The sequence below is a fragment of the Bradyrhizobium sp. USDA 241 genome, from assembly GCF_049739505.1.
GTDB lineage: Bacteria > Pseudomonadota > Alphaproteobacteria > Rhizobiales > Xanthobacteraceae > Bradyrhizobium > Bradyrhizobium liaoningense.
This window is the reverse complement of record NZ_JBMGPZ010000005.1, coordinates 481,114-502,903: the sequence shown is the minus strand read 5'-3', so window position 1 is coordinate 502,903 and position 21,790 is coordinate 481,114. Positions and strand designations below refer to the sequence as shown.

The window sequence follows — 21,790 nt, the reverse complement described above, 5'->3', positions numbered from 1 at the left end:
TCAGGCAGGACGTTTATGTTCGACCCCTTTAGCCAGCAAGGGGCCGGGGAGTTGAACGTCTTGAAGCGACATCTGCAAAGCACCGTACTTACATTACTTGATCGCAACACCAGCCAGCGCGAGATTCACCGGCTGACGGGTGTCGATCGCAAGACGATCCGGCGTTATCAGGCGCTGCGGGCCGGTGCGGAGGCAAATTCCCCCGGGGAAGTGACCACCGGCTCGGTGAGCGCGGACGGCCAAATTCCTCCACCCCGACCACCGGCTTTTGGGACATCGGAAGCGACGGTCACCAGCAGCCTGGCCCGTTCGGCTTGCGAAGCGCATCGGACGTGGATCGAAGAACAGGTCCGGCTGAAGCGGAACGCGCAGGCGATTTACCAGGACCTGGTTGATCAATTTGGCTTTCCGTCCAGCTACCAGAGTGTCAAGCGGTTTGTGCGCCGGTTGCGGCACGCTGATCCTGAGCAGTTTGATCGTCTTGAGTTCCTCCCCGGCGAGGAAGCTCAGGTCGACTATGGCGAGGGCGCGCCGACGGTTGATCCGAAGAGCGGGCGGTACCGTCGTCCCCGCCTGTTCGTGATGACGCTACGCTACTCGCGGCGCAGCTTCCGGCGGGTAGTCTGGAAGTCCAGCCAACAAGTCTGGGCGCAGCTCCACGAAGAGGCGTTCCGGTATTTTGGCGGGGTCCCCAGCTATGTCGTGCTCGACAACCTGAAGGAAGGCGTCCTCAAGCCGGATTTGTACGAGCCCCAGCTCAACCCGATTTACAGCGCGATGCTGGCTCATTACGCCGTGGTCGCCGATCCCGCGCGCGTGGCCGATCCAAATCGGAAAGGATGCGTCGAGAATGCGATTCAACATACCCAGGGCACTGCGCTGGCCGGACGGCGCTTCGAGACGCTGGAGGCGCAAAACGAGTTCTTGAGGCACTGGGAGGAGAACTGGGCTTCCAAACGCATCCACGGCAGCACGCGCCGTCAGGTCGAGGCGATGTTCCAGGAAGAGAAGCCGCACCTGCGGCCGCTGCCTGTCGCTCCCTTCCGCATCTTCACCGAAGTCGTCCGGACTGTCTGCGACGACACCACCGTACGCGTCGACAACAGCTATTACGCCGCGCGGCCCGCGCCGATCGGCAGCCAGGTCGTCGTGCGCATCTACACCACCACGATCGAGATCCGTGATCGCCACACCCGTGCGCTGCTGCGTGTTCATTCCCGGATGGCGCACCCCGGTTCTGTCGTCCTGCCGACCAGCGAACGGCCGTTCAACCCGTCGCGGCAAACCGCCGTGCTGCTGGCGAGCGCCGAGCGCATCGGACCGCAGACCAGGGCCTTGTGCCAGCAGGTGTTCGACACCGAAGGGCGCCCCGGACAGCGCGCGATGTGGGGCATTGTCGGGCTGGGCCGGAAGTATCCGGCGCGGCTGGTCGAGCAGGCCTGCGCGCACGCCATCGACAACCGCATCTACCGCTACAAGCACGTGCGTGCGACCGTCGAGCGGTTGTTCGAACAGGCGATCGAGCAGGTTGGAGTGACGCCACAGCCGGCATCGCCGCTCACCCAGGATCATCCGCTGATCCGTACCCCCGCGGAATACGGCGACCTCTTCAGCCGCGCTGTGCGGCGCGACGCCGACGACAATGGTCGGCAGGCCGAGGCTCACGACGATCACGCCACGGCAATCCGCGCTCGTGTCGCCTGCGCAACCCCGGCCAACTCCGGCGCCACGAGCGCTCCCGCTGCACCTTCTCACCTTAAACTGGAGACCTAGCCACATGATGACCATGCCGGAAATTGAGCGTTGCCTACGACAGCTGCGCCTGTCGGGTGTCCGCGACACGCTGCAGACGCGCGTGCTCCAGGCGCAGGGCGCCAACCAGCCCTTCCTCGAGACCTTCTCCCTTATCCTGCAGGATGAACTGGACCGTCGTCAGTCCCGTCTTATCGAGCGGCGATACCAGCAATCCGGGCTCGACGAAAAGCTGACGCTCGCCGAGTTCGACTGGTCCTTCAATCCCAAACTGCCACGTCAGACCTGCTTCCAGCTCCACACCCTGGCGTTCATTGCCGCTGGCGAGAACGCTCTGCTTGTTGGCAAACCTGGCACCGGGAAGTCGCACATCGCCAAGGCGATTGCCTATCAGGCGATCCTGCAAAGCCACAAGGTCCAGTATCTTGAGACCGACGACTTCTTCCACCGCTACGCCCTGAACTCTCCGGCACAACGCGAGGTCCGGCTGCGAACCATCATCGACTGCGATCTCCTCGTGCTGGACGATCTATTCCTCGCACGCGCCATCCCCGACGACGCCGGCAAGCGCATGGGGATCGAGGCGGTCTATCGTCGCCCGAACACGAGCAAGCCGGCTCCGGGTCACAAGATCTACCCGTACCTGTTGCGCGGATTGAAGATCGAGCGGCCCGACCATGCGTGGGCAATGGACATCACCTACATTCCGATGCGGCGTGGCTTCGTCTATCTCGCGGCGGTCGTCGATGTGTTCAGCCGACGGGTCCTGGCCCATCGCGTCTCGATCACAATGGAGGCGGCCTTCTGCGTCGAAGCGGTCCAGGAGGCGTTGGCGAAGCACGGCAGGCCCGAGATTTTCAACACGGATCAGGGCAGCCAGTTCACCAGCCTCGAGTTCACCGATGTGCTGCTGGACGCGAAGATCGCCATCAGCATGGACGGCAAGGGCGCCTGGCGCGACAACGTGTTTGTCGAGCGGCTCTGGCGCACGGTCAAATACGAAGAAGTATATCTCCGCGCCTACGACAGCGTGTCCGAGGCGCGAGCGTCAATTGCCAAGTATCTGGCCTTCTACAATCAGGGACGCCCTCACTCGAGCCTTGACGGGCGCACGCCCGACGAGGCTTACTTCGGCACGCAAGCTATGGTGATGGCCGCATGACCGTCGCCGACGGTTTTGTCGTCGCTCTGGTCGGGCTACGCCCTCCCGACGCAACGACAAAACCGTAAAGCCCCGCGTTCAGCATAACCCGGCAGGAATCCACTTAAATCCAGCGGGGCGCTGTCCAAACAACCGGGGCCAGCTCTATGCCGTCGGCGGTCTCCGTCGCTTCAGAGGAGCTTCAGCGACTGGAAACACAGTTGCAAGACGAGCGTCACGGAGTAGGAGGCAATCATCCTGCTCAGTCGTTTCCCATCGATTCGGAAGAGTTTACTTTTGATCTCGACCAGTTCCCTCCAGGGGGGCTTCGGCGACTGCTTGATGACGAACCCGCAGAGGAGCTTCAGGAATGGCGAGATGATCACTCCGCCCCGTCGGCTTTCATTCAAGCGCAAGCCGCATTCCATTCAGAGCAACTCCCGCAAGGGGAGCTTGAGCGACTGGAGAAGCAGTTGCATGACGAGCTTCAGGGACGACGGGACAATCATCCTGCGCTGTCGTTTTCCATCGATCCGGAAGACCTTACTTTGGATCGCGAGCTGTTCTCTCCAGAGGAGCTCCTGCGACCGCTTGATGACGAGCCAGCAGAGGAGCTTCAGGAAAGGCGAGATGATCACTCCGCCCCGTCGGCTTTCATTCAAGCGCAAGCCGCATTCCATTCAGAGCAACTCCCGCAAGGGGAGCTTGAGCGACTGGAAAAGCAGTTGCATGACGAGCTTCAGGGACGACGGGACAATCATCCTGCTCTGTCGTTTTCCATCGATCCGGAAGACCTTACTTTGGATCGCGAGCTGTTCTCTCCAGAGGAGCTCCTGCGACCGCTTGATGACGAGCCAGCAGAGGAGCTTCAGGGAGCTATGGCTGATTTTGGGTGACGCGGCCTGATCAGGCGGCGTGGCTTTCAGTGTTCGGAATGACTTCGATTCCGTCGATGAACTTTACACCGGCGATGACTTTCGGCAACTGGTTCGTGCTCTTCAATCGCCGCCAGGTCTTCGATGCGGCGTCGATGAGCTTGAACACCATCAGCTTCGCGGTTTGTTGCGACAGCGATCCCTTGGTCCGCACCGTTCGGTGGCGCACCGTGGCGAAGACGCTCTCGATCGGGTTCGAGCTGCGTAGGTGGATCCAGTGCTCAGCAGGGAAGTCGAAGAAGGCGAGCAGCGCATGGCGATCCTTGATCAGGCACTCCACCGCACGTCCGTATTTGACGTGGTATTTCTCGACGAAGACGTCGATCGCGGTTTCAGCTTCGGCCCGGTGTGGGGCCAGATAGATGTTCCGCAGGTCGTTCTTCATGAGGCCCTGCACGGATTTGGCGACCTTGTCGAGTACGTTGCTCACTTTATGGCACCAGCATCGTTGGTGCCGCGTGCCGGGAAAGGCCTCGTCCAGTGCCTTCCAGAAGCCGAGGGCGCCGTCGCCGATGGCGAGTTGCGGGGCAATCCGTAACCCGCGTTGCCGCAGGTCGATCAGGAGTTCGCGCCAGCTCTGCGCGCTCTCGCGCACGCCGACCTGGAAGCCGATCAGCTCCTTCTTGCCTTCCGGCGTGGTGCCAATCAGCACCAGCATGCATTCGCTGTGATCTTCCATGCGGGCCTGCAGGTACACGCCATCGGCCCAGATGTAGACATAGCGACGCGCCGACAGATCGCGTCTCTGCCAGCGTTCGTACTCGACCTGCCAATCGGCCTTCAGGCCGGCGATCACCGAAGGCGACAGGTTCGGCGCATCCTTGCCGAGCAGCGCCGAGAGCGCCTCCTGGAAGTCGCCGGTCGAGATGCCGCGCAAATAGAGGACCGGGATCAAGGCATCCAGGCTCTTCGTCCGCCGCGCCCATAGCGGCAGGATTGCCGAACTGAAGCGGAGGCGGTCGCCTGGCCCGCTCGCTCCGCGGTCGCGGACCTTGGGACGAGCGACCTCCACCGGACCGATGCCGGTCGCAATCTCGCGCACCGGACCGTGCCCATGTCGGACCAGGCGCGCTCGACCGTCGGGCAGCGTCAGATTGGCCGTGCTGGCCAGAAACGCGCCAACCTCGATCTCGATCGCCCTGGCAAGCAGGTCCCGCGCGCCGGCACGAACGATATCGGTCAGTGGATCATCAACCGCGGACGGCTGACGGAAAGCAAGAACATTGGTAGTCTCGGTCATGGCGTATCGCTCTCCTCGAGAGGTTCTGGCAGGCTCGTCACCCGCCTCGATACGCCGCCTTCCTCACACCGTCATCACCCAGATTCCGCCATAGCTCAGCTTCAGGAAAGGCGAGATGATCACCCCGCCCCGTCGGCTTTCATTCAGGCGCAAGCCGCATTCCATTCAGAGCAACTCCCGCAAGGGGAGCTTGAGCGACTGGAAAAGCAGTTGCATGACGAGCTTCAGGGACGACGGGACAATCATCCTGCTCTGTCGTTTTCCATCGATCCGGAAGACCTTACTTTGGATCGCGAGCTGTTCTCTCCAGAGGAGCTCCTGCGACCGCTTGATGACGAACCAGCAGAGGGGGTTCAGAAATGGCGAGGTGATCATCCACCCGTATAGGGCATGATCTGCGCGACATTGCCGCACACGATCGCCTACGTCCGAGGGGGGTGGGAGTCATTTAGCTCATGAACCTTCCCGCTCGAAGGGGGTGGATTCGATTCGCTCGTTGACCCTCTATTGAGTCGCTGCATTGACAACCGCCCGATAGAAGTGCTGCGGGAAGCGCGCCTGGACGACGCCGGACACGGTCCCAAGGAAATCCCAACGCTCGTTGATCGTCGCGCTCCCTTGCAGCACGGCGAGCGTTTGCAGCGGGTAACGCTTCTTCGTGCGACGACGCACAATGAGCACCTTTTCGCCCACCACGATCTGGAACGTCTTCCGCTTCTGCGTGTCCACGCGCTTCAACTGGCGACGCACCACGGTATGAACCGGGGCGCTGCCAATGGAGCCGTATGGTTTGATCAGGATGCCGCCCGTCGCGAGGCGGCCGTTGCTGTTGCGCTTCGAGCGGATCGAGAGCGCGTTGTCGGGATGCTTCTCCTTGCCCGCACCGATGACATGGCGCTCCATGTACTTGTCGATGGAGCCGACGACGGCCATCAGGTTGCCGCCGTTCGCCGGACGAATGCGGATGCCGCTGACCACCCACGGGCGACGCAGCACGAAGATGCCTGGGATTTGCACTCGCAACGCTTGCTGCGCGTCCTTCGCGGTGAAGGTCAGCGCCTTGGCCGTCGCGGTGTTGATGCTGCGATCACGAAGCTGATCGAGCCGGTCGAGCATTCCCTTCGTGAGCGTGAGCGTGATCTGCATCAGGGCAGCCGATTGCGCACGTCGATCTCAATGAGATCGGCCATCTCTTCCGGGGTCTTCGCCTTGACCGTGATAACGTCGAAGCCCAGGGCGATCAGCTTCGCGTGCCGATCCTTCTGATCCTTCGAGCGTGAGCCCTTGGGCGTCTTCAGTTCGAAACTGAGCAGAACCCCGCCGGTGATGTAAACGCGAACGTCGGGCTCGCCCGCCGTAAGGCCCGTGACCTTGGCTTCCATGCGCTCGCGTCGCGAACGCTTGGCTCGGTTCATATCACCGGCGCAGGTAAGCGGAAGCCCGGCGTCTTCGAGCGCGTGAAGGCGAGCAATGACTTCCGCCTGATAGCGCCACTCGGGGATGTTATCGACGATCCGGGTTTCCATACGCGAATGCTCGCGCAGATCGCCGCATCGTGAGAGACCAGTTCGGCAACCGTTCGCTTACGTCAGCCGTAGAATATTGCCTTGAAGGCAAGCTCAAGCGCTGGCCGCTCAAATAGCGCAATATGCAGAATGGGAAACAAAAACATGATCGCAACTATCGGTCTGACAAGACCAAAAATCTGCCGCGCGACCGTCTTGATCACGCGAATTTGCGCTGCGAGCCGCTGCAAGGTTTTCGTTGTGCCGCAAGCGAGATGGATCATCCTTCTCAGGAATGCTCGGTTGCCCAGCGATGAGTACTGAACGGAAAAAAGGAATGCCAGCCCGACGATTGCGACGTAGCAAAAAATTACCGCCACAAAGATCAGCCCTTGGATGACTTCAGGGTTTCCTATGGAGTACTGTATGCCGTTGAACGTCGCCTTGTCGGCCTTAAGCTTGATGAGTCCGACGCCGACGCCGATCAGCCACAATAGATATATCCGAGCCATGATCTTATCGACGCGCTCATTGGCGAGCTTCATTGCGTCAACACTGTAAGGCGCTCGCAGTCCCATCGCTTCCGTCCCCCGCCGCGTCGACCGAATCGCCCGACAATCCTAGATTACACCATCGTCACCAATCGCCCGCCTTCAGCGATCAGGGGCTCGCCGTGACGCCGGGCGAAGTACCGCATTCCGGTACGTCCTCGATCCGACGTGCGGACAACTGCCGAGTGGATCGCGCCCATGTTCTTGAACATCTCGCCGATCTGCATGACGCGGTCGCGGGCGATCTTCCCCTTGTTCACGATCTCATAGACGGCGATGCCAGATGCGCCGGCGGCGTCAATGTAGGACATCATGCGCTCTTCGTCGGTCAGGGCCTTCGAGAGCCGGGTCTTCGTCTTCGGTTGCTCGCCGAACTGCTCTGAGCCAGCCATGGCGAGGTCCGGCTGCGTCTCCGCGACCACGGGCATCGTGTGCGGCCTATCGAGCCAAAGCGCGTCCCTGATCGCCGCAACGGGAATGGCGGGGTGTTCCTTGGCGAACGTCCGGCAGAGCGTCATCAGCTTCGTCGCCTCGACCGCCAGGGCGAACTTGATCTCGGCCTTGACCGCCTGGTTCTCGTTCCATGCACCGCCGGGATCGCTGCCGAGCAACAGCCTGATCTTCAGGAAGGTCGGATGCGCCTGGGTGAGGAAGCTAGCCAGTCTCGGGTCGATCAACGGCGGCTGCTCGACTCCCCTCGCCTTCGGCCGACCTCGACCGGGACGCATCGCCGCCGGGAAGACCCTGCCGTGCCCAGCGCGCATCGAGAGCCAGATCATCCGCTTCCGGTGCAGATACCGAGCGATGGCCTCTGCCTCGCTAGGATGGCACGGCAAGGCGTTGGCGAAGCCAACGAAGGACCATCCATCGTCCGGTACGTTGAGGAACGCCGCCTTGGCGTCCCACTGCGACATGACCTTCCTGCGCATCGGATAACATCAACTCCATCCGTCGTCGACATGACGGACCCATCCGTCATCGGGCAAAACATCAACTGCCGGTTAGAGGGGTTTCGCCCCTATATATAGTAGTAACCACCTACAGACATATCTTCTACAGAATATATTACAAGTATATATTACTACTATATATATAGGAGAAACCCTTCAATGGTCGGCCAGAGCCTAACGAAAATGAGGGGTTTAGTTTTGCGACGGTATTCCTCGAAAACCCAAACCCCCCTCAAAAGATAATATGGAGTTGGTGATTTCCATGCGCGAGATCGGCTTGCTCTCAACCGCTGGCTAACCATCGGCCTGCGGCCATCCGTCAACATCCCTATCGAAACCCTTGCGCGACGGATCCTCCATCGTGTATCCGTTGATTCCAGCGGACCCGGCCTGATTCAGGCCGGACGGGACGGGAAATCCACACCGCACATCTCCGATCTGAAAACCGCCCTTCGGGGCGAACGGGAGAGCTTTGTCTATGTCTCAGAACTATCCGAACACGCCGGGATCGAAGGGCGGTGGCGCTTCGAAGGACGCCGCCGAGAAGGTCGTCAGCCGGGCAGCGATGCTCCGCATCGCGATCATCGAACTGATGCTCAACGGCTACCGCCTGACGGCGGACGAGATCGCCAAGCAACTGAAGGAAAGCGTCCTCGCGATCCGTCCCCGCGTCTCGGAACTCGTCAAGCTCGGCACGCTCGTCAAGCTGACCGACCGCAGGACGAACATCAGCGGCATGTCGGCTCACGTCCTGCGCCACAAGGACAGCCTGACCGCCGTCGATCTCCCCCAGGCGATCCACGCAAAGCCGCGTCGCTCCGCGCCGCGGGCAATGTACTCCGACCAGAACGCCTTGTTCGGTTGAGCGGGAGCGCCATGAACGCCATCGGCTACGAAGAGGGAATGTTGGTCCGCCGGGCGCTCGGCCTCGAACGCTCGCGCGCCGTCTGCCGCAACCGCGTCGCCGTCCACTCCAACGGCAGCGACATCAAGCTCGCGCAGAGCCTCGCCGACAAGGGCGTGATGATCCGCACCCCGCGCGCCGACTACGGCTCGATGAAGGTCTTCAGCGTCACGCCGGAAGGCGCACGCGCGGTCGGCAAGAAGCTGCCGCCCGACCACACGCCCCTCGCCCACTGACCCCCTCCAACCTGCAAGCGATCCTTGCAGGTTCACCCTCCCATGAAAGCCATCACCATGCTTCGTCTCTTCGCTGTGCTCATCACCGGCGGCTTCGGCCTCGCGCTCGCGCTCGACGCGACTCTCAACGGCTACGCGCCAACCGCCTGCATCTTCACCACCGCCGCCATGATCCTCATGCTCTTCGGTTGGTTCGACCTGCGCGCCTCCATCTCGTCCAAGGCGCACAACGACATCCTTCGCGGCAACATCGACACGCTGATCAAGCTGAACGCCAAGCGCGCGGCCGAAGCGGCGTCGTTCCTTCACGCGCTGATCAACATCCGCGACGGGCTCCGCGAGGGGATGGGGCGCGAGGGGATGATCGAGGTCATCGAAGACGCGCTCGCCGAGCATCACGATCCGGCCACCGCCGCGCAGTTCTGCATCGAGTGGCTGAAGGCTTTGGGCGTTCCGCCGATGGTCTCCGTCGCCGCCCGCGACGGAAAGGCGGTCTGAGTCATGAGCCAGATTCAACCCGGCCTACTCGCGCTCACCCAGGCGTTCGTTGACTGCACCTATGTGCAGCAAGCCGATGCCCGCCAGAAGTCCATGGGCCTCGCCTACGTCTCGGCAGAGCGCACCGACCTCGCTCGCGAGATCGCCGCGTTCACCGAGCGCGCGCAGAACGCACGGATCGCCGAACTCGAAGCGAAGCTGGCCGAGAGCGAGAAGCGCATCAACGCCCTGCGCTCGGCCGTGCGAGCGGAGGGCTACGCATGAGGACGCTCGTCCGACTCCCGATCTCCCAGGCGGCGTTCGCCGAGATCGCCGCCAAGCTGCGTGCCGCTGACTACGGCCACTGCTTTCTGACCACCGGCGAGATCGCGATGGATGGCATCGCGGTCGAGCCCGATCCGAACGCCTTCATGCCGCCGCGCGTCGTCGAGGTTGATCCGAGGCACATCAGCCGCGACCGCTTCCGCGAAATCTATGGACTCGACAACTTGGGGAACGACAACAGTGAAACTCGCTAACTTCAACGCCGTCGCCGAGCTGATCAAGGAACGCGACTACCTGCAAGGATTGCTCGTCCGCATTGGCGCGGAACTGAAGATCACCCTGAAGTCGCCGATGCTCAGCACGCAGGATGTCCGTCCCGATCTGGTCGCGCGCATGCTGCCCGAGATGAAGGCTATCGTCGATCAGGGCATCGCCGTCGTTGACGAGAAGCTGGCCGTGCTCGGCGTCTACAGCGACAAGGAAGCCGCGTGATGGCGCGCAACCTGACCAGCGTGGACGTGAAGATCGTCAACCGCACTCGAGCGAACGGCGATCCGTTCGCCGAGTTGCTGCATACCTGGGTCGAAGGCGGCCGGCCCCGCAAGGCTCTGTCTCGCGTGCCGTGGCCCGTCGATGACACGCCCCACAACCGCGCCTTCCACATTGCAGCGCTCAAGACGCGGCAGGCGCGCGCTTAGGGCGATCAAAATGAGCACGCGCAGAGACCGGATTCGCGACAAAGTTATGGCTCGCGTCGAGATCGTCGAAGGGCCTCTCGATACGCCGTGCCACTTGTGGACCGGACCAACGTCGGGTAGCAAAGGCAGGGGGAAGGACTACGCGCGCATGTCTCTCGATGACGGCACCATGGCCGTCCATATCGTGATGTACGTGCTTGAACACGGTCCCATCCCTCCACGCAAGCAACTCGATCATCGCTGCCGGACACGCCGCTGCGTGAATCCGGATCATCTGGAAATGGTAACGCACAAAGAGAATATGCGTCGCCGAGACAAGGCCAATCGCTTCGAGTGTGAAGCCGTAGCGGCCTTTTAGGAGAACGACAACATGAAGTGCCTTCTGAGCGCGGCAGCAATCGCGGCCGTGATGGAAACCTCTTTGCCTGCGCTCGGCTCCGACCTCCGCTCAATCATCGACGCCGCCGCAGACGCCCAGGGCATCCCTCGCGCCCTCGCCCATGCCGTGGTCAAGGTCGAAAGCAACTACAACTGCCATCTTCTCGGAAGCGCAGGCGAGCGCGGGATCATGCAGGTCAAGCCTGTCACTGCCCGCGAGGTCGGTGTTACCGGAGACCTGTTCGACTGCGCCACCGGTGCGCGCGCTGGCATGGCCTACCTTCGCATCGCGATCTCGCGCGGCGGTTCCGGCTGCGATGGCGTGAGTCTCTATCAGCGTGGCGTCTACGCTAAACCGCGTTGCACTGCCTACGGTCGGAAGGTGATGGCAGCGATGCATTAGCGCACCGGCCCGCTGCACTTTCTGCACATCCGTTTCAATACGGAGACATTTTGTCTATGAATTAACCGCGTGTTTCATTGACGGATCATCCGATGAAACATTAAGACATCCAAGCCACGGCGGAAATCGCCGTGACTTGGTCATCACACCAAGAAAAAAGAGTCGGGGGCTGCCCGACAGAAAAGGACCGTTAATCGTGAATAACCGGGGCAACGTGCTCGCGCTTGCATCAGCGTTGAGCGCAGGGGAAGAGGTGACTCTTGGGCCGACCGACATGGCAATGTGCGTCGCAGCGCTCAAGTTCTATGCGAACGAGCACCGCAAGGCGGGTGCCTTGAGGATGATGAAGATTCCGGCGCTAATCGCCGCTGGATTGATCGGGACGATGGCGGTCGGTGGATCATCAATCGGCAACACCGATGTTTCAATGATGGAACTCCCGGCTCCCCACTTCGAGCATTTCGTCCGCCGCACGATCAAACCCCTTCCGCACATCTCGCCTGAGTCGCTTGCGGCTCAACGCATGGCCGCAGCTTTCCCCAATGACGGCTAGTCGTCCACACCCCTTCGAAAAGATCATAGCCCGCTGCGAAGCGAGCTTTTTTATGCGCTCGATCCGAGGTTGTGTTAGCTTCCGGCCCCGGAACTGGAGCATCCTAGATGACCAAGAAGACGACTGAATTGGACAATGTGAAGAAGGCCACCGCCATCATGTTCGCGGCGCTAGCCCGTCCTATTCGTGAGAGTGCGGCTTTTGGGCCCGATTGATGCGGCCGCACATCTTGTCTGACGAGGCGCACAGGATTGCCTTCGGCTTTTCGCCGCCTGACGACCGGTACTTTGCAACGCGCTTGAGGGATGGGTTGGGCGAACGGGGGCGGACGCCCCGCCGGTCAAGGACCGAGCGGCAGCAGCGCGCCGGGCAAGCCGCAGATCAGGTCGGCTTCGGGACATGCCGCGGCAAACGCAAGGCGAATGCGGCTCGTGGTCTCGACGACACGGGCGGCGATTTTCAAGAGCCGAAGACGCAGCGTCGCGAACTCGGCAGCGGCCAATTCCCGGACTTTGGGAATGGCGTCGCGCACGGTCAGCATCAGCCAATAAGCGGCCGTATGGAGCACGAGACGGACCTGGTTGGCGAGCGCCGAACGGCAGCTGGTGCGGTCGGAGGCGAGCTGCGTCTTATGCAGCTTGATCAGATTCTCGGCTTGGCCGCGCGCGCAATACAGGCTGTCGTAGATCCACTCGGCCGAGCCGACATCGAGGCTGGTGACGACGAAACGGATGTCGAGGCCGAGCATCGTCGCCTCAATACGGGCGACGGTGCGCCGTTCGCGATCCCAGGACTTTGCCTTGTGGCGCGTCTCGGTATAGCCACGCAGAACCGGCAGGTTCTCGATGGCGCGTCGGGTGCGGATGTCGTCGGCGACCTCGTCGACTTTTCTGGCGAGAGGCTTGGTGCCGGACAGACCGAAGATGTAGTCGATGCCGTTGGTCTCGCACCACGCCATGGCCTCCGGCCGGGCATAGTGCCCGTCGCCACGGAACGTAATTCGCGTGTTGTGCCACCGCGTGCGGATATGCCGTACCAGGCGGCGCAGAAGGGCACGCACCTCGACGCCGCCCGGCGTCTTGCCGGGCCTCAGCACGACCGCCACGGGACGGCTCTTCTCCGTGTCGTAGACGTGGATCGGCAGGAAGCAGCGTTCGTCATAATGAGCGTTGAACAGCGAGAGCTGCTGATGGCCGTGGACGACATCGCAGGTATCATCGATGTCGAGCGTGACGGATGCCGGCTCGCGCGGGTAGCTATCCATCCATGCGTCGACCAAAATGTAGGTCAGTCGGATCACGTCGCGCAGGCGCGGAGCATTCTCCAGCCGCGACAGCGTCGGTTGGGAACACAGATCGCGGCCCGTGTCCGGCAGCCGTCCGCAGGCCAGCTTGAATGCGGGATCGGACCGCAGATGATCGAGGTCGTCGGCGTCCTCGTAGCCGCAGCAGATCGCGAACATGCGCGCGCGGAACATATCGACAAGGCTGTGCACGACCCGCGTCGGATCGCGCCGATCCGGGAACACCCGGGCCAGATTGTCGGCCAAGCCGAGACGCCGCTCGGCCATCGCCAGAAGCATCACGCCCCCGTTCGAGGTCAGGCGACCGCCATCGAAGGCAGCTGTGACTTTCTTGGCGTGAACGGCTGGAAACGAGAAGGGCGGAATCGTATCGTCGGTCATGGCGGGCGTGGCGTTCGCGGTTGAAGGTGATGGGGTGGCTTCGCAACCGAATCCTACGCCGCATCAGCGCTTTACACCACGCTCGCCAGCCCTCAGGCGCACTCTTACGAATAAGACGGGCTAGTGAAGTCGTTGGAGGATACGGCTCCAGGCCTGAAGGAAGGATTCGTCGCCAACCTCGATACCGCTTACACGAAGATTCGTGAGGACAGCGACGATCTGAACGCACTCGAAACGATCTCATGGACCCGCTCTATGATCACCGGATTCGACATAGTATCCGGCCAAACGAAGCCGTTCTTTGACTAGCCGGATATTGAGGGGCGCATGGGCAATTTGCTTTATCTGATACTGATCGTAGGCTGCGTGATTGCGGGTTGAGGCGGCCTCGAACTTTGGACGATCCCGCTCTAGGCGCGGCAGCGACAGTCCTTTTTTTCTTGGTCAATCCACGCGCTGCGGGCGTTGGCCTTAAAGAGCGCGGCGTGATCTCTCTGGTCATCATGGTGGTCGGCAGTAGCGTACCGTGCGCGATATTGTACGGCTTAGGCGCTTTGGCTCGCCGTGTTTTTGCGGGAGCGACTTGAAGAGCGAGTTCGGCCGCTACAACTTCGGCCTGAGAGCTGGCCCCGGTTGTTTGGACAGCGCCCCGCTGGATTTAAGTGGATTCCTGCCGGGTTATGCTGAACGCGGGGCTTTACGGTTTTGTCGTTGCGTCGGGAGGGCGTAGCCCGACCAGAGCGACGACAAAACCGTCGGCGACGGTCATGCGGCCATCACCATAGCTTGCGTGCCGAAGTAAGCCTCGTCGGGCGTGCGCCCGTCAAGGCTCGAGTGAGGGCGTCCCTGATTGTAGAAGGCCAGATACTTGGCAATTGACGCTCGCGCCTCGGACACGCTGTCGTAGGCGCGGAGATATACTTCTTCGTATTTGACCGTGCGCCAGAGCCGCTCGACAAACACGTTGTCGCGCCAGGCGCCCTTGCCGTCCATGCTGATGGCGATCTTCGCGTCCAGCAGCACATCGGTGAACTCGAGGCTGGTGAACTGGCTGCCCTGATCCGTGTTGAAAATCTCGGGCCTGCCGTGCTTCGCCAACGCCTCCTGGACCGCTTCGACGCAGAAGGCCGCCTCCATTGTGATCGAGACGCGATGGGCCAGGACCCGTCGGCTGAACACATCGACGACCGCCGCGAGATAGACGAAGCCACGCCGCATCGGAATGTAGGTGATGTCCATTGCCCACGCATGGTCGGGCCGCTCGATCTTCAATCCGCGCAACAGGTACGGGTAGATCTTGTGACCCGGAGCCGGCTTGCTCGTGTTCGGGCGACGATAGACCGCCTCGATCCCCATGCGCTTCATCAGCGTCGCGATGTGGCGGCGACCGGCGTATACGCCCTCCCGCCGCAGCAACGATCGCAGCATACGCGCTCCCGCGAAGGGATAATCGAGATGCAGCTCATCGAGCCAACGCATCAAGGCAAGGTCCTCGGCCGAAACTGGCCGAGGTTCATAGTAGACCGTGCTGCGAGCCAGCTTCAGGACCTTCGCCTGGCGCACGATAGAAAGATCATGATCGCGGTCGATCATCGCTTTGCGCTCAGCAGGCCCGCCTTGGTGAGCGCGCCGGACAAAAAATCGTTTTCCAACGCCAGCTCGCCGATCTTGGCATGTAACGCCTTCAAATCGACCGGCGTCTCGGCCGATGTCTTGTCATGCCCAAACACGCCGGCGGCGCCTTCCAGGAGCTGGTTTTTCCAGATCGTGATCTGGTTCGGATGAACATCAAACAGTTGCGCCAGCTCCGCCAGTGTCTTGTCGCCTTTGACCGCAGCCAAAGCAACCTTCGCCTTGAATGCCGGAGAATGCGTCCGGCGGCTCTTCTTCGTCATCTTCGCTCCTGATTCGCAGCAAGAATCCTCGCCGCTGTCAGGCAGAAAATCCACTCAAGCTACTGTCCGAATTTGCGGGGCCAGCTCTGCGTTCAAGCGGCGAGGGGAGGCGTGTTCGCCCGACCTGGCTGCTTTGTGGACCCGCACCATGGAAGTCGCCCTGCGCATCGCCCATATCGTCGCCATCGGCGTCGATCCTATCCGGCCCGTGCTAACGCGCGATCTGGTCGATTGGGCGGCGAAGCTGATGGAGCTTTCGACCCGGCACTGCATCGTCGAGGTCAGCGACCGGCTGGCCCTCAACGATAAGCAGGCCGAGTACCTGAAGGTCCGCCGCTGGATCAAGGAAGCCGGATCGGACGGCGTGACTAGCTCGACGCTGAAGAAGATGGTCAACGGCGAGTTCGACCTGCGCCGCCTGAACGACATCACCCAACAGCTTCTCGAGTCCAAGCAGATCGAGCAGCGGTTCGCCTCGACCAAGACCGGCGGTCGCCCCTCGCATCGGTGGTTCGCACTGTGATGGAGCGGAGTGCCTTTTTACTCTACTTTCTGAATAGGATAGGCAGGCGAATGGGGCGCACGCTGCTAACGTACGCCCCCCTCGTTTAGCGCTAGGACCTTCGCGGCGCCGCGTCCATTCACGAAACAGCCGCTATTTCCTGCAAAGGTCTCTCTTTATTGCGGCTGTTCTACTCCATGCGCATTCGTTCGAGGTACTGCGCCAAGAGGGATGACGGATCACCACCTGAAGAGGTCGTTTCGGCACTTTCGACACTTGCTTCAGAAGCGGTGTCACTAGAAGCGGTGTCACTATCCTTGACCTTAGTAAGATACTTAGTAGGTTTGTCTACTCGCTGCCACTCGTTGCTCTCGTTCTTCGTCCACACTTCGGGATGCTGGTTAGGATCAAGCACCCAATTATTATCACCCATGTGGACAAAACCCATTTTGGTCAGGCGGGGTTCCATGCCCTCCATGCCAGGACGTGACAAGACCAAGGGATGGTCGCCGTCCTGTCGCAGTTGATGCTCCAGCAGAATATCGCCCGCGTTCTCGACCAACGGATGAGTAACCCGAAGCTCAACCACGGACGTGAACTGCTCGGTCGGCCCACCTGCTTTTAAAAGCCCGACAGTTTCGTCACCTAACTGATAGCTGTAGAATCGTCCTGGCTTGTTTGAATATTCGGGAGTGTTGAGGTAGGCTCCAGCAACCGCTACTGTGCGCCAAGCCTTCTCGGACACGTGAGCCGAGTACTCTTGTGGGTTACCGGCGATGTGCGTGATGTCGTCGCCGTCCAAAAATCTCGTCAGTCCGTTTTCGAAGGAGTGTTGATTGATCGCTATGATCGGCGGCTTGGAAGCCAGAGAGTATGGCGTCGTTGTCACCGACGACGACGTACCGGGCTCCATACCCGCAACTGTGTCCGCAAATCGGGGGCTCTCTCCCTCATCTCCAGATTCATCAACATGGCTGGCTCCTCCAGGCTGGCTGGACGATCCGATGATTCTACCATACATCAGATTCGCTCTCCTCTCGGCACAATTGCACGCTGGAGCTCGTGCCGCGCAAGCTCCGCGCGGAGGAGGATATACAGCTTGGCTGACCACAACCTGACGCATAGGCGGCCAATTTAGGCTCATTCCCAATCCTCAAGGGAGCAGTGCAAACAAATAAATAAAGAGTCCTCCGTGAAGAACGCGGACGAGCGATGATTTAAGCGATCTTTTGAGCCGGGACAGTTTCGGCGAAGGCCCGGATGATGGCACGTAAGAGTTCTGCGAGCCATCGCAGGAGCAGAGAGCTGGCCCCGCAAATTCGGACAGTAGCTTGAGTGGATTTTCTGCCTGACAGCGGCGAGGATTCTTGCTGCGAATCAGGAGCGAAGATGACGAAGAAGAGCCGCCGGACGCATTCTCCGGCATTCAAGGCGAAGGTTGCTTTGGCTGCGGTCAAAGGCGACAAGACACTGGCGGAGCTGGCGCAACTGTTTGATGTTCATCCGAACCAGATCACGATCTGGAAAAACCAGCTCCTGGAAGGCGCCGCCGGCGTGTTTGGGCATGACAAGACATCGGCCGAGACGCCGGTCGATTTGAAGGCGTTACATGCCAAGATCGGCGAGCTGGCGTTGGAAAACGATTTTTTGTCCGGCGCGCTCACCAAGGCGGGCCTGCTGAGCGCAAAGCGATGATCGACCGCGATCATGATCTTTCTATCGTGCGCCAGGCGAAGGTCCTGAAGCTGGCTCGCAGCACGGTCTACTATGAACCTCGGCCAGTTTCGGCCGAGGACCTTGCCTTGATGCGTTGGCTCGATGAGCTGCATCTCGATTATCCCTTCGCGGGAGCGCGTATGCTGCGATCGTTGCTGCGGCGGGAGGGCGTATACGCCGGTCGCCGCCACATCGCGACGCTGATGAAGCGCATGGGGATCGAGGCGGTCTATCGTCGCCCGAACACGAGCAAGCCGGCTCCGGGTCACAAGATCTACCCGTACCTGTTGCGCGGATTGAAGATCGAGCGGCCCGACCATGCGTGGGCAATGGACATCACCTACATTCCGATGCGGCGTGGCTTCGTCTATCTCGCGGCGGTCGTCGATGTGTTCAGCCGACGGGTCCTGGCCCATCGCGTCTCGATCACAATGGAGGCGGCCTTCTGCGTCGAAGCGGTCCAGGAGGCGTTGGCGAAGCACGGCAGGCCCGAGATTTTCAACACGGATCAGGGCAGCCAGTTCACCAGCCTCGAGTTCACCGATGTGCTGCTGGACGCGAAGATCGCCATCAGCATGGACGGCAAGGGCGCCTGGCGCGACAACGTGTTTGTCGAGCGGCTCTGGCGCACGGTCAAATACGAAGAAGTATATCTCCGCGCCTACGACAGCGTGTCCGAGGCGCGAGCGTCAATTGCCAAGTATCTGGCCTTCTACAATCAGGGACGCCCTCACTCGAGCCTTGACGGGCGCACGCCCGACGAGGCTTACTTCGGCACGCAAGCTATGGTGATGGCCGCATGACCGTCGCCGACGGTTTTGTCGTCGCTCTGGTCGGGCTACGCCCTCCCGACGCAACGACAAAACCGTAAAGCCCCGCGTTCAGCATAACCCGGCAGGAATCCACTTAAATCCAGCGGGGCGCTGTCCAAACAACCGGGGCCAGCTCTCCCGCAAGCGGGAGAGGGAGCGCACTTTCCTCGGGGCGACGATCATGCGCCAAAAAAGCGATCAGCCGTTGAACGCGGCCTGCGCTTCCGGCAGCTCCCAGATCTTGCCGATCGCGGCGGTGCCGGCCGAGATGATCGCCGCCTCATCCGAGCCGAGATAGCGGCCGGCATCGATCAGCACACGACCGTCGACCATGACCTGATCGATATTGGCACGGTTGGCTAGCGCGATCAGCGCGCGGCGGGGATCGAACAGCGGCTGAAGATGCGGATGGGTGAGATCGACAACGGTGAGATCGGCGGTGGCGCCCGGCTCGATGCGCCCGAGGTCCGGGCGCTTGATGACATCCGCGGCGACAGCCGTGTTCGCTTCGATCAGCTCCGGCGAGTTCGCGACGTCGGGACGCGCCGAAGTGATCTTTGAGATCAGTGAGGCGGCATTGAGTTCGCCGAGCAGGTCCATGTTGTAGCCATCGGTACCGACCACGGTGCGCACGCCGTGCTCGGCGAAGCGGCTGAAGGCAGCGGTGATGCCGGCGCGCGCGAAGACGCGCGGGCAGTTCAGCACGGTCATGCCACGCGTGGCCATCAGCTTGAGGTCGTCATCGCTGCTGAACATGCAATGTGCCGCCATGAGGTCGGGCCCCAGCAGGCCGAGCCAGTCCAGATATTGCGCCGGCGTGCGGCCGCCATAGCGCTTGCCGATGGTCTCGACCTCGGCGCGGCTCTGCGCCATGTGCGTCGTGATGGGGACGCCGAGCTCGCGCGCCCGCGCGGCGCAGGCTTTCAGCAGATCGGGACCGCAGGTGTCGGTCGCATGCGGGCTCATCGCGAGGCTGATGCGGCCGTCGCCGCGGTTGTTCCAGCGCTGATAGAGCGCATCCCAGGTCGCCATGTCCGTGGCGCCGTCATCGCCGGAATAGCGCACCACGCCGTCCGGGCCTGCCTTGGCGTCGGATGTGGAGAACAGATAGGGCGCGCCGTAGAAGCGGATGCCCATCTCCTCCGCCGCGTCGAACATTTCCGGAATCGAATTGCGGAACGGCTCCATCACCGTGGTGGCGCCGCCCTTCAGGAGTTGGAGGATGCCGAGCCGCGCCACCGCGAGCCGCTCTTCCGCCGACAAGATCTCGGCGCCGCGTTTGGTCAGCGGCAGCAGCACCGTATAGACGATGCTCTGGTTGTTCTTGCGGCCATTGCCGTCTTCGGTGTGGCTGCGCGCGACCGCCTCGGAGAAGCAGTGATTGTGCAGGTTCAGGAGGCCCGGCAGCACGAACCGGCCGGGACGATCGTAGACCTGGTCAGCGCTGGGCCTGTCGCGCGTGACGGCCCCGATCCTCTTGCCCTCGACCAGGACCCAATGGTCGCGCAGCACATCCTGCGCGCCGTCCTTCCGTGACAGCACATAGCTGCCGAAAATTGCTGTGGTGCTCATGCGGGGCGTACGTTCCAGAAGACGGCGGTGCCGTCGAGAATGCCGGTGATGGCCTTGCGATAGGCCGTCGGCTGCTTGTACAGGCCGATCGGAATATAGGGGATTTCCTCGAACGCGACCGCCTGGATCTCGCGGCAGATGCGCTGCTGCTCGGCGAGCTCGGAGGCCGCCAGCCACTGGCTGCGCAACGGTCCCATCTTCTCGCTCGCGTACCAGCCGGCGACCTTGCCTTCGCCCCGGATGTTGGTGTTGCCGGCCGGGTTGAGCCAGTCGATGCCCTGCCAGTTGCCGACCGCCGCGCTCCAGCCGCCCTGCCCGATCGGATCCTTCTTGAGCTGACGCTGCAGCACCACCGCAAAATCGAGCCCGGCATATTCGACGTTCATGCCGGCCTTGCGCAAGCTGTCCACCGCGATCTCGCCAAGCGGCTTCTGCGCCAGCGAGTTGGTGGGAACCAGCACCACGATCTTCTCGCCGTTGTAACCGGCGGCTTTCAAATCTGCCTTGACCTTGGCGTAGTCACGCGGGCCACGGAACGCATCGAGGCCAACGTCGCTCGCCATCGGCGTGCCGGGCGCGAAGAAGCCGATCGGCGAGACCTGAAAGGCCGGATCGGTGCCGGCGACCGCGGTCATGAACGCGGACTGGTCGATCGCACCCAGCAGGGCGCGCCGGATGGCGGGATTGTCGAACGGCGGCTGCAGGTGATTGATGCGCAGCATGCAGGCGTAGCCGCGGGGATCGAGGATGCGCGTCTCGATGTCGCCGGCAGCCTTGATCACCGGCAACAGATCATGCGGCGTGGTCTCCTGCCAATCCTGCTCACCGGTCTGGAGCGCGGCGACGCCGGTGCCGGCATCGGGCGTTGTGGTCCAGACCACGCGGTCGTAGTGCACGATCTTCGGACCCGCGGTCCAATCCGGCTTGCCGTCGGTGCGCGGCTGGTAGCTCTCGAATTTGGCATAGGCGTTGCGGGCGCCCTGCACGCGCTCGTCGGCGAGATAGCGGAACGGGCCACTGCCGATCACTTCGGTCAGCGGCTTGAACGGATCCTGGCTCGCCAGCCGCTCCGGCATCATGAAGCAGGCATTGATCGCGGCCTTGCCGAGCGCCTGCGGCAGCAGCGGGAACGGGCGCTTGAGGCGAAAACGGATGGTGCGGTCGTCGGCAGCCAGCAGTTCGGCCGTCGCCTCCAACAACTCGCCGCCAAAGCCGTCGCGCGCCGCCCAGCGGCGGATGCTGGCGACGCAGTCGCGCGCGAGCACGCGCTCGCCGTCGTGCCAGAACAGGCCGTCGCGCAATGTGAGATCCCATTGCAGCCCGTCAGCGGAGACGACATGGCCCGACAGCATCTGCGGCGAGACCTGGAGCGAGGAGCTCATGCCATAGAGCGTGTCGTAAACCATGAAGCCGTGGTTTCGTGACACCTGCGCGGTAGAATAGATGGGATCGACGAAAGCAAGATCGATGACGGGGATGAAGCGCAGCGTGGACTGGGATTCAGCGCGGACGATAGCCGGCAGCGAGAGCGCCGGCACGGCTGCGGCGGCCTTAAGGAGCGAACGGCGGGAGATGGGCATTACAAGAGGCTCCTAGGGTCC

The 21,790-nt window shown here is 61.8% G+C and carries 24 protein-coding genes and 2 pseudogenes; 16 read left to right on the top strand and 10 right to left on the bottom strand.

Annotated elements, in window-relative coordinates:
• Window positions 1–15 precede the first annotated feature (15 nt).
• The 4 genes and pseudogenes from istA (at window position 16) to ABIF91_RS24135 (ending at window position 3,789) form a co-directional block, all read left to right on the top strand.
• A complete protein-coding gene (istA, locus tag ABIF91_RS24150) occupies window positions 16–1,773 on the top strand; it encodes an IS21-like element IS1631 family transposase (RefSeq protein ID WP_100214066.1) in 1,758 nt (585 codons plus the stop codon).
• A 4-nt stretch (window positions 1,774–1,777) separates the two neighbouring features.
• A pseudogene (gene istB, locus ABIF91_RS24145) lies at window positions 1,778–2,317 on the top strand (IS21-like element IS1631 family helper ATPase IstB); the annotation flags it as partial.
• Window positions 2,318–2,914 (top strand): annotated as a pseudogene (locus ABIF91_RS24140) (IS3-like element ISRj2 family transposase); the annotation flags it as partial.
• A 146-nt stretch (window positions 2,915–3,060) separates the two neighbouring features.
• Window positions 3,061–3,789 (top strand): hypothetical protein, encoded by a 729-nt coding sequence (locus tag ABIF91_RS24135; protein WP_424579438.1) that lies wholly within the window; start codon window positions 3,061–3,063, stop codon window positions 3,787–3,789.
• 10 nt (window positions 3,790–3,799) lie between these two features.
• Here ABIF91_RS24135 and ABIF91_RS24130 read toward each other — a convergent pair whose 3' ends face one another.
• The 5 genes from ABIF91_RS24130 to ABIF91_RS24110 all read right to left on the bottom strand — a co-directional run bounded on the left by ABIF91_RS24130 (window position 3,800) and on the right by ABIF91_RS24110 (window position 8,053).
• On the bottom strand, window positions 3,800–5,068 hold the full coding sequence (locus ABIF91_RS24130) for an IS256 family transposase (protein WP_038379337.1): 1,269 nt from the start codon (window positions 5,066–5,068) through the stop codon (window positions 3,800–3,802).
• Window positions 5,069–5,572: 504 nt separating this feature from the next.
• On the bottom strand, window positions 5,573–6,214 hold the full coding sequence (locus ABIF91_RS24125) for a hypothetical protein (RefSeq protein ID WP_028181953.1): 642 nt from the start codon (window positions 6,212–6,214) through the stop codon (window positions 5,573–5,575).
• Window positions 6,214–6,594 carry a VRR-NUC domain-containing protein gene (locus ABIF91_RS24120; protein ID WP_049808140.1) on the bottom strand — a complete coding sequence of 127 codons (381 nt, stop codon included), beginning with the start codon at window positions 6,592–6,594 and terminating at the stop codon, window positions 6,214–6,216. Before ABIF91_RS24120 ends, ABIF91_RS24125 begins: the two co-directional genes overlap by 1 nt.
• Before the next feature lie 62 nt (window positions 6,595–6,656).
• Window positions 6,657–7,151, bottom strand: a complete 495-nt coding sequence (locus ABIF91_RS24115) for a hypothetical protein (protein WP_424579437.1) — start codon at window positions 7,149–7,151, stop codon at window positions 6,657–6,659.
• A 47-nt stretch (window positions 7,152–7,198) separates the two neighbouring features.
• Window positions 7,199–8,053 (bottom strand): hypothetical protein, encoded by an 855-nt coding sequence (locus ABIF91_RS24110; protein WP_028153902.1) that lies wholly within the window; start codon window positions 8,051–8,053, stop codon window positions 7,199–7,201.
• Between the two features lie 499 nt (window positions 8,054–8,552).
• On the opposite strand from ABIF91_RS24110, the gene ABIF91_RS24105 reads away from it, so the two are divergent.
• From ABIF91_RS24105 to ABIF91_RS24060, 10 genes are all read left to right on the top strand, one after another.
• Entirely contained in the window at window positions 8,553–8,939 is a 387-nt protein-coding gene (locus ABIF91_RS24105; RefSeq protein ID WP_028153903.1) for a hypothetical protein, read from the top strand.
• Between the two features lie 11 nt (window positions 8,940–8,950).
• Window positions 8,951–9,214, top strand: a complete 264-nt coding sequence (locus ABIF91_RS24100; protein WP_028153904.1) for a hypothetical protein — start codon at window positions 8,951–8,953, stop codon at window positions 9,212–9,214.
• A gap of 42 nt (window positions 9,215–9,256) precedes the next feature.
• The gene (locus ABIF91_RS24095; RefSeq protein WP_028153905.1) at window positions 9,257–9,712 is read left to right on the top strand and encodes a hypothetical protein; all 456 of its coding nucleotides are present in this window, start codon (window positions 9,257–9,259) and stop codon (window positions 9,710–9,712) included.
• Window positions 9,713–9,715: 3 nt separating this feature from the next.
• Complete coding sequence (locus ABIF91_RS24090; protein WP_028153906.1) at window positions 9,716–9,976, top strand: hypothetical protein; 261 nt, start codon at window positions 9,716–9,718, stop codon at window positions 9,974–9,976.
• Complete coding sequence (locus tag ABIF91_RS24085; RefSeq protein ID WP_424579436.1) at window positions 9,973–10,230, top strand: hypothetical protein; 258 nt, start codon at window positions 9,973–9,975, stop codon at window positions 10,228–10,230. Before ABIF91_RS24090 ends, ABIF91_RS24085 begins: the two co-directional genes overlap by 4 nt.
• Complete coding sequence (locus ABIF91_RS24080; protein ID WP_028181951.1) at window positions 10,217–10,468, top strand: hypothetical protein; 252 nt, start codon at window positions 10,217–10,219, stop codon at window positions 10,466–10,468. The genes ABIF91_RS24085 and ABIF91_RS24080 overlap by 14 nt, the downstream gene beginning before the upstream one ends.
• On the top strand, window positions 10,468–10,674 hold the full coding sequence (locus ABIF91_RS24075; protein ID WP_035680474.1) for a hypothetical protein: 207 nt from the start codon (window positions 10,468–10,470) through the stop codon (window positions 10,672–10,674). Before ABIF91_RS24080 ends, ABIF91_RS24075 begins: the two co-directional genes overlap by 1 nt.
• Before the next feature lie 10 nt (window positions 10,675–10,684).
• Window positions 10,685–11,032 carry an HNH endonuclease signature motif containing protein gene (locus tag ABIF91_RS24070; protein ID WP_424579435.1) on the top strand — a complete coding sequence of 116 codons (348 nt, stop codon included), beginning with the start codon at window positions 10,685–10,687 and terminating at the stop codon, window positions 11,030–11,032.
• Window positions 11,033–11,044: 12 nt separating this feature from the next.
• The gene (locus ABIF91_RS24065; RefSeq protein ID WP_049832012.1) at window positions 11,045–11,455 is read left to right on the top strand and encodes a lytic transglycosylase domain-containing protein; all 411 of its coding nucleotides are present in this window, start codon (window positions 11,045–11,047) and stop codon (window positions 11,453–11,455) included.
• Window positions 11,456–11,591: 136 nt separating this feature from the next.
• A complete protein-coding gene (locus tag ABIF91_RS24060; RefSeq protein WP_028153911.1) occupies window positions 11,592–12,008 on the top strand; it encodes a hypothetical protein in 417 nt (138 codons plus the stop codon).
• Window positions 12,009–12,348: 340 nt separating this feature from the next.
• Here ABIF91_RS24060 and ABIF91_RS24055 read toward each other — a convergent pair whose 3' ends face one another.
• On the bottom strand, window positions 12,349–13,692 hold the full coding sequence (locus tag ABIF91_RS24055; RefSeq protein WP_424578699.1) for an IS1380-like element ISBdi2 family transposase: 1,344 nt from the start codon (window positions 13,690–13,692) through the stop codon (window positions 12,349–12,351).
• A gap of 765 nt (window positions 13,693–14,457) precedes the next feature.
• Window positions 14,458–15,587 (bottom strand): IS3-like element ISRj2 family transposase gene (locus ABIF91_RS24050; protein WP_424579816.1). Its coding sequence is split into 2 segments (ribosomal slippage): window positions 14,458–15,335 and window positions 15,335–15,587, totalling 1,131 coding nucleotides; the frame shifts between segments, so codons are not numbered across the junction.
• A 148-nt stretch (window positions 15,588–15,735) separates the two neighbouring features.
• Here ABIF91_RS24050 and ABIF91_RS24045 point away from each other — a divergent pair.
• Window positions 15,736–16,110 (top strand): hypothetical protein, encoded by a 375-nt coding sequence (locus ABIF91_RS24045; RefSeq protein WP_028182412.1) that lies wholly within the window; start codon window positions 15,736–15,738, stop codon window positions 16,108–16,110.
• A gap of 169 nt (window positions 16,111–16,279) precedes the next feature.
• Here ABIF91_RS24045 and ABIF91_RS24040 read toward each other — a convergent pair whose 3' ends face one another.
• On the bottom strand, window positions 16,280–17,110 hold the full coding sequence (locus ABIF91_RS24040) for a host specificity protein (RefSeq protein ID WP_424579434.1): 831 nt from the start codon (window positions 17,108–17,110) through the stop codon (window positions 16,280–16,282).
• A gap of 368 nt (window positions 17,111–17,478) precedes the next feature.
• Between ABIF91_RS24040 and ABIF91_RS24035 the strand changes: the two genes are divergently transcribed.
• Window positions 17,479–18,608 (top strand): IS3-like element ISRj2 family transposase gene (locus tag ABIF91_RS24035; protein ID WP_424579816.1). Its coding sequence is split into 2 segments (ribosomal slippage): window positions 17,479–17,731 and window positions 17,731–18,608, totalling 1,131 coding nucleotides; the frame shifts between segments, so codons are not numbered across the junction.
• Between the two features lie 207 nt (window positions 18,609–18,815).
• Here ABIF91_RS24035 and ABIF91_RS24030 read toward each other — a convergent pair.
• Window positions 18,816–20,189 (bottom strand): amidohydrolase family protein, encoded by a 1,374-nt coding sequence (locus tag ABIF91_RS24030; protein WP_028182300.1) that lies wholly within the window; start codon window positions 20,187–20,189, stop codon window positions 18,816–18,818.
• The gene (locus ABIF91_RS24025) at window positions 20,186–21,769 is read right to left on the bottom strand and encodes an ABC transporter substrate-binding protein (protein WP_028182299.1); all 1,584 of its coding nucleotides are present in this window, start codon (window positions 21,767–21,769) and stop codon (window positions 20,186–20,188) included. Before ABIF91_RS24025 ends, ABIF91_RS24030 begins: the two co-directional genes overlap by 4 nt.
• Between the last annotated feature and the right edge of the window lie 21 nt (window positions 21,770–21,790).

Bases quoted from the DNA above. Each gene is read 5' to 3' on its own strand.
- istA (WP_100214066.1), top strand. From the start codon at position 16: ATGTTCGACCCCTTTAGCCAGCAAGGGGCCGGGGAGTTGAACGTCTTG.
- ABIF91_RS24135 (WP_424579438.1), top strand. From the start codon at position 3,061: ATGCCGTCGGCGGTCTCCGTCGCTTCAGAGGAGCTTCAGCGACTGGAA.
- ABIF91_RS24130 (WP_038379337.1), bottom strand. From the start codon at position 5,068: ATGACCGAGACTACCAATGTTCTTGCTTTCCGTCAGCCGTCCGCGGTT.
- ABIF91_RS24125 (WP_028181953.1), bottom strand. From the start codon at position 6,214: ATGCAGATCACGCTCACGCTCACGAAGGGAATGCTCGACCGGCTCGAT.
- ABIF91_RS24120 (WP_049808140.1), bottom strand. From the start codon at position 6,594: ATGGAAACCCGGATCGTCGATAACATCCCCGAGTGGCGCTATCAGGCG.
- ABIF91_RS24115 (WP_424579437.1), bottom strand. From the start codon at position 7,151: ATGGGACTGCGAGCGCCTTACAGTGTTGACGCAATGAAGCTCGCCAAT.
- ABIF91_RS24110 (WP_028153902.1), bottom strand. From the start codon at position 8,053: ATGCGCAGGAAGGTCATGTCGCAGTGGGACGCCAAGGCGGCGTTCCTC.
- ABIF91_RS24105 (WP_028153903.1), top strand. From the start codon at position 8,553: ATGTCTCAGAACTATCCGAACACGCCGGGATCGAAGGGCGGTGGCGCT.
- ABIF91_RS24100 (WP_028153904.1), top strand. From the start codon at position 8,951: ATGAACGCCATCGGCTACGAAGAGGGAATGTTGGTCCGCCGGGCGCTC.
- ABIF91_RS24095 (WP_028153905.1), top strand. From the start codon at position 9,257: ATGAAAGCCATCACCATGCTTCGTCTCTTCGCTGTGCTCATCACCGGC.
- ABIF91_RS24090 (WP_028153906.1), top strand. From the start codon at position 9,716: ATGAGCCAGATTCAACCCGGCCTACTCGCGCTCACCCAGGCGTTCGTT.
- ABIF91_RS24085 (WP_424579436.1), top strand. From the start codon at position 9,973: ATGAGGACGCTCGTCCGACTCCCGATCTCCCAGGCGGCGTTCGCCGAG.
- ABIF91_RS24075 (WP_035680474.1), top strand. From the start codon at position 10,468: ATGGCGCGCAACCTGACCAGCGTGGACGTGAAGATCGTCAACCGCACT.
- ABIF91_RS24070 (WP_424579435.1), top strand. From the start codon at position 10,685: ATGAGCACGCGCAGAGACCGGATTCGCGACAAAGTTATGGCTCGCGTC.
- ABIF91_RS24065 (WP_049832012.1), top strand. From the start codon at position 11,045: ATGAAGTGCCTTCTGAGCGCGGCAGCAATCGCGGCCGTGATGGAAACC.
- ABIF91_RS24055 (WP_424578699.1), bottom strand. From the start codon at position 13,692: ATGACCGACGATACGATTCCGCCCTTCTCGTTTCCAGCCGTTCACGCC.
- ABIF91_RS24045 (WP_028182412.1), top strand. From the start codon at position 15,736: ATGGAAGTCGCCCTGCGCATCGCCCATATCGTCGCCATCGGCGTCGAT.
- ABIF91_RS24040 (WP_424579434.1), bottom strand. From the start codon at position 17,110: ATGTATGGTAGAATCATCGGATCGTCCAGCCAGCCTGGAGGAGCCAGC.
- ABIF91_RS24030 (WP_028182300.1), bottom strand. From the start codon at position 20,189: ATGAGCACCACAGCAATTTTCGGCAGCTATGTGCTGTCACGGAAGGAC.
- ABIF91_RS24025 (WP_028182299.1), bottom strand. From the start codon at position 21,769: ATGCCCATCTCCCGCCGTTCGCTCCTTAAGGCCGCCGCAGCCGTGCCG.